The sequence below is a fragment of the Pseudomonas sp. Root562 genome, from assembly GCF_001427125.1.
Taxonomy (GTDB): Bacteria; Pseudomonadota; Gammaproteobacteria; order Pseudomonadales; family Pseudomonadaceae; genus Aquipseudomonas.
In genome coordinates, this window is record NZ_LMGK01000020.1 from 488,863 (window position 1) to 494,862 (window position 6,000).

Consider the following 6,000-nt stretch of genomic DNA (forward strand, 5'->3'; position numbering starts at 1 on the left):
GGAGCAAAGCTTGCTCCTACAAGAATCGGGGTCAGGCAGTGACGGCCATAGCGTGCCGTCGATGATGAACGTCGAGCTGATCCTTGATCACCTTGAGTACCTTGGCTTCATGCTCATGAATGAAGAAGTGCCCGCCAGCGAGCATGTCTAAGGAAAAGCTGCCGTGGGTTTCCTTGCTCCAGCCGATCAACTGCTCGGTGGTCGCTCGGTCTGCCTTGCCGCCGAGTACGTGCACCGGACACTTGAGCAGTGGTCGCTGGATCGGCTCGAAACGTCCGCAGAGCTGGAAGTCGGCGCGCAGGATCGGCAGTGTCAGGCTCATCAGTTCCTGATTGGCCAGCACTTCTTCGCGGGTGCCATTGAGGCTGCGCAGTTGCTCGATCAATTCGGCATCGGTTTTCGGCTCGGCAAAACCACGGTCGTATTCCAGACGCATGGTTGGCGCCGCGGTGCCGGAGGCGAACAAGGCCACCGGTTCCGCAACGCCCAGCGAACGAAACGCATGGGCCATCTCACAGGCGAGCAAGGCACCCAGGCTATGGCCGAACAAGGCATACGGTGCCTTGAGCATGGCTTTTTGTTCGTGGGCCAATTGCAGGGCCAGGCGGCGCATGTCGGTGTGCAACGGCTCGCCGTAGCGCGCGCCACGCCCCGGCAATTCCACCGGTTGCAGCTTGATCCACTCCGGCAGTTTGCGCCGCCAGCGGCTATAGACCATGGCGCTCGCGCCAGAATAAGGCAGGCACAGCAATGTCAGCGGGGTCACCGGACGTACCTCAAAAGTTGTCTGTTCAGAGAACGGATGAAGTACGCCTGGAATTAGTCGCCGATCAAATGCCTACAGATGTCAGGCCCATTCCAGAGCCGGCAAGCCAAAGGCGCCCGGCTTGAAGGCTTTGAGCGTACGAAGAATGCCATCGGCGTGTGCGTACTTTTCGTCAGCCATGGCCGCGTCCGGAATCGCGACCGCGGTCATCCCCGCTGCCTTCGCCGCCGTGACACCGAACGGTGAATCTTCGAACACCAGGCAATCCCGGGGAGCAACGCCCAGGCGCCGCGCGGCAGTCAGAAAGATATCCGGTGCAGGTTTGGCCGCGCCCACGTCCGGGTCATCGGCGGTGACGATGAAATCGAACAAGGCAAACCAGTCGCGATGCAACGTGGTTTTCTGACCGAACGACTGGCTCGAAGAACTGGTGCCGACGGCAATCGGAATGTTGTGCGCCTTCAGATGCCGAACCAACTCCTGTGCGCCAGGCATTGCCTGCGCTGTAGGAAAACGCTCGCGCATCAGAGGTTCGCGGATCACCAGGAATTCCTCGGCACTGATCGGCAGCTCCAGCGCCTCGACCACGTAGCGCGCCAGATCACCCGCGCCACGACCGATGATGTTCTGCTTGTGGCTCCAGTCGAAAGTTCGCCCATAGCGTGCAGCGATCAGAGCCGTGACTTCGGTGTAAATGCCCTCGGTGTCCAGCAACAAGCCGTCCATATCGAAAATCACGGCCTTGATCGGGCCGAATTCTTTCAGCGGTGCATTCATCGCATCTGATCCGTATTGAACGATATCCCAGGCGGCTCAGGTGCGGCCGTTCCGTGATGGATTAAAGGTTTCAGCAGCATAGCGAGCGTGGCAGCCCCAGGGCAACGGGCAAAACCCGCCCCATGACGAAGCGGCGACACTGATTTAGCGATTCGCCCTACAGAAAACTCCAATTTTCCCGACTTCTTTCGCACCTGATCCAACGCAAAGTTTCCCGCCTATTTCTCCAGGCGAAACCCCGCGAATGTTTGATCCAGACAAGCTGCTGGCCTTGAACAACACCATCGGCCTGCTGGTGGTCGCTGCCATGAACCCGCAGCGACCGGACGTCGAAGCGGTGCTCGGTGATTTCCGCCTATGCCTCAACGACTATCAATCCTGGGCGGAAAATTTCTGGACTGGCGGGACACTGGCTGTCGAGCAAGTGTTCAAGGTCGGCAACGAAATCCGCCTGAGCGCCCCGAAAAACTCCACCACACCCGTCAGCTCCACGGTTGCCACGTGCCCCGCCAGCGGCCCGTTGACCTTGGTGCACATGTTCGAAGCCGCGCGCTTCGTGCCCATCGGCAATACCCCGGTCAAGCTCGAACCGTTGATATCCGAAGGTGCCGACGGCGCGAAATACGGCGAGCCGATCCATCAAACCATTGGCCCGAGCGGCATCCTCAAAATCCCTGATTGCTGGCGTGGCAAGCGCTACCGCATCACTTTTTTTCCCAACGTAACCCGCGAACACGTCAAAGCGCTGTACGACTCTTACCAGGACGTTGTCGGTGAGTTGGAAGGCTGGCTGCGCAACGAATGGACCCTCGAGTTTGAACCGCAGTGGAGCCACTTTTCCGAGGCGGATTTCATCCAGCGCTACGGCCTGTTGCAGCAAGCGGACTGGCTTGGGTTCGAGAAAGCGCTGCAGGGTCTATGGGATGACGTGAAGCAGGTCTTTGCCCTAATGGCGGACCTGCAGGCCAACAGTGAAAAACTCCTTCAATACCTGAGCGAAGTCGAACTCGCCACGCTGCTGAACGCCTCGGCGGAAGCGATCGCCAACGTGTTGCTGGTGTTGAGCGACGAGCCGTTGATGTTCATTCATCTGGCGGCGTTCACCAGTTGGCTGAGGATGTTGCCGCCGCAGTACATCGCTGAAGTCGTGGCGCAAATTCGTACAGAGTTGTTGATCAGTTTCCTGCTCGTGCGCTTGACCGGTCCTGCCGGCCTGGGTCTCGGCATCAGCACCAAGGTGCTGGCGAAGATCAAGTCCGAACGCACCCGACGATGGCTCGCAGCAGCAGGTTTGCGCCTGGCCGAACTGGCCCGCCGCTCTGATCTGTCCAGCCACGCGGGCGCTCTCAAACCCGTGGTGATCAATGTCCGCAACGCGCCCCTGAAACCCGCGCCTGCGGTGCCAATGCGCATCAGCCCGACAGGGTCGGCAGATGTGCTGGTGGACAACCCCGTCGCCATCGCTCGTAACAAGTCCGCAGCCATGACCCGTCTGGCTCGCCAGGAACATCAGGATGATGTCCCTGCGCAAGCGAAAAACCCCAACGGCGACAGCGCCGACGCCGCCGACCGCACCGCCACCCATGGCTGCCCGGTGTCGCTGGTCACCGGCGAAGAACTGCTGACCCTCAGCGACGGTTCCTTGGATGGGGTGCTGCCGTTCGAATTCACCCGTTTGTATCGCACCAGCGCGGTGGAGATCGACAGCGGCCTGGGCTTTGGCTGGAGCCATTCACTGGGCCAGCGCCTGGAGATCGACGGCGACACGGTGGTGTGGGTTGATGCCGAAAACCGCCGCACGCCGTTTCCCTTGCCCAGCGCGGCCCGCCCGGCGATCCACAACAGCCTGTCGCGGGCGGCGATTTACCTCGGTGATGCGCCCGAAGAGCTGATCGTCGCCCTGGCCGGTGAGGCGGCGCGCTTTTATCACTTTGTCGGCGGGCGCCTGAGTGCGATCAGCGATGCCTATGGCAATCGTCTGACCGTGCAGCGCGACATTTCCCAGGGGTGGTGTGGGTTGATGCCGAAACCCGCCGCACGCCGTTTCCCTTGCCCAGCGCGGCCCGCCCGGCRATYCACAACAGCCTGTCGCGGGCGGCGATTTACCTCGGTGATGCGCCCGAAGAGCTGATCGTCGCCCTGGCCGGTGAGGCGGCGCGCTTTTATCACTTTGTCGGCGGGCGCCTGAGTGCGATCAGCGATGCCTATGGCAAWCGTCTGACCGTGCAGCGCGACATTTCCCAGCGCATCCAGCGTCTGGATAACGGCGCCGGACGTGGCTTGCTGCTGCGTTATGAGCGTCGCCATTTGATCGCCGTCGACTACCAGCGTTTTGATTGTTCGGGCGATCAGCCGCCGGYCTGGCGCACCGAGCAGACGCTGGTCAGCTACCGCTAYGACGCCCGCGGGCGCTTGATCGAGGCCMGCAACGCCGCCGGCGAAAGCGAGCGCTACGACTACGACGAACAGCACGTCATCCTGCAACGGCAGCTGGCCGGGGGTGCGAGTTTCTATTGGGAGTGGGAAAAGTCCGGCAAGGCCGCCCGTTGCATCCGYCACTGGGCCTCGTTTGCCCAGATGGACACGCGCTATGTYTGGGGCGACGACGGCAGCGTGTTGCTCCGGCACGCCGACGGCAGCGAGGAAACCTACGCCCACGACGACCGCGCGCGCCTGGTGCGGCGGGTCGCGGCCGACGGTGGCGAACAGCGCAAGGCCTATGACGCCCAGGGTCGTTTGATCGCCGAGCAGGACACCCTCGGTGCGGTCACTGAATACCGCTACGACGARSTCGGRCGGYTGATCGCGCTGATTCCGCCGGAAGGCGAGCCGACGTCCTACGAGTACCGCAACGGTTTCCTGCATGCCCGTTATCGCGGCCAGGCCAAGTGGACCTATCAACGCAACGCCCAGGGCGATCTGACCTGGCTGATCGACCCCGACGGCCAGAGCACCTACCACGAGTACGACGCGCAGGGACGGCTGCTGACGATCCGGTATCCGGACCACAGCCGGCATGTGTTCGAGTGGAACGGCCTCGGCCARTTGCTCGGCGAAACCCTGCCCGACGGCGCACGCCGGCAGTATGCCTACGATGCGCGGGGGCGCCGGACGACGGTTCAGGATGAATTCGGTGCCATTACGCGTTACCAGTGGGACGCCGTCGGCCGACTGCTGCAGACCACGTTTCCCACAGGCGCCAGCCGTCGTTACAGCTACAACGCCTACGGCCAGATCACCGCTGAAACCGATGAACTGGGGCGGGTCACCCGYTTTGAATACGCCGACGAYCTGCACYTGGTCAGTCGGCGGATCAACCCCGACGGCAGCACGCTCAGGTACCGCTACGAGCACGCCCAGCTGCTGCTCACCGAAATCGAAAACGAAGTCGGCGAYACCTATCGGCTGGACTACACGCCCACGGGCTTGATCCGACAGGAAACCGGCTTCGACGGGCGCCGCACCGCCTACGCCTACGACCTCAACGGCCAGTTGCTGGAGAAAACCGAGTTCGGCGATGACGGCTCGCAGCTCATTACCGCTTACCAGCGTGACAGCGCCGGACGGCTGCTGGTCAAGACCCTGCCCGACGGGGCCAAGGTCGAGTACCGCTACGACGGATTGGGGCGGCTGGTCAGCGTCGACGACGGTCAGGACCATCCGCTGGAGTTCGMGTATGACGCCCACGACCGGCTGATCACCGAGCATCAGGGCTGGGGCACCCTGCGGTATGGCTATGACGCCKGCGGCCAGTTGCAGCACCTGCGCTTGCCGGACAACAGCCGCCTCACGTATCACCGCGCCCARGGCGGGGCRCTGACGGCGATCGACCTCAACGGCTCGCGGTTGACCACCCACCGCTTTGTCGGCGGCCGCGAACAGCAGCGCCAGCACGGTGTGCTGCACAGCGACTTTRCCTACGACGACCAGGGSCGCTTGCAGGCCCACGCCGTCAGCCAGCAGCAGCGTCCGCTGTACCGTCGYGAATACGCCTACAACGCCAACGGCAACCTCGCACAGGTCGCCGACACCCGCCACGGCCAGCGCGATTACCAGTACGACCCGCTCGACCGCCTGACCCACGTGCGCCACGCCCGCGGGCAGGMCCCGGAACACTTCAGCCACGACCCGGCCGGCAACCTGCTGATCCACGACCGCCCCGGCCCCTGGCACCTCAAGGGCAACCGCCTGCTGCGCCACGCCGACCGGCATTACCGCTACGACGCCTWCGGCAACCTGATCGGCGAACGCCGCGGCCAGGACCTGCGCGAATACCGCTACGACAGCCAGCACCGCCTGATCGGCTTCACCGCCCCCGACGGCCGCGAAACGTCCTACCGCTACGACGCCTTCGGCCGACGCATCAGCAAGACCGTCGACGGCCAGACCACGGCGTTTTTCTGGCAAGGCGACCACCTCATCGCCGAAAGCAGCCCAAGCCACTACCGCAGCTACCT

3 protein-coding genes and 1 pseudogene are annotated in these 6,000 nt (G+C 63.1%); 2 read left to right on the plus strand and 2 right to left on the minus strand.

The genetic code is table 11. The features are described from left to right. Positions 1 to 31: 31 nt before the first annotated feature. The gene (locus ASD60_RS15785) at positions 32 to 766 is read right to left on the minus strand and encodes a thioesterase II family protein (RefSeq protein ID WP_056854883.1); all 735 of its coding nucleotides are present in this window, start codon (positions 764 to 766) and stop codon (positions 32 to 34) included. Between the two features lie 81 nt (positions 767 to 847). Continuing rightward, a complete protein-coding gene (locus ASD60_RS15790) occupies positions 848 to 1,543 on the minus strand; it encodes an HAD-IA family hydrolase (protein ID WP_056854884.1) in 696 nt (231 codons plus the stop codon). 244 nt (positions 1,544 to 1,787) lie between these two features. On the opposite strand from ASD60_RS15790, the gene ASD60_RS15795 reads away from it, so the two are divergent. Further along, positions 1,788 to 3,674, plus strand: coding sequence for a DUF6531 domain-containing protein (locus tag ASD60_RS15795; protein WP_442966007.1), 1,887 nt, complete (start codon positions 1,788 to 1,790; stop codon positions 3,672 to 3,674). Beyond that, positions 3,593 to 6,000: pseudogene (locus tag ASD60_RS15800) on the plus strand (type IV secretion protein Rhs); the annotation flags it as partial. The gene ASD60_RS15795 and the pseudogene ASD60_RS15800, both read left to right, overlap by 82 nt.

Coding starts and splice junctions, on each gene's coding strand:
- ASD60_RS15790 (WP_056854884.1), bottom strand. CDS start 1,543: ATGAATGCACCGCTGAAAGAATTCGGCCCGATCAAGGCCGTGATTTTC.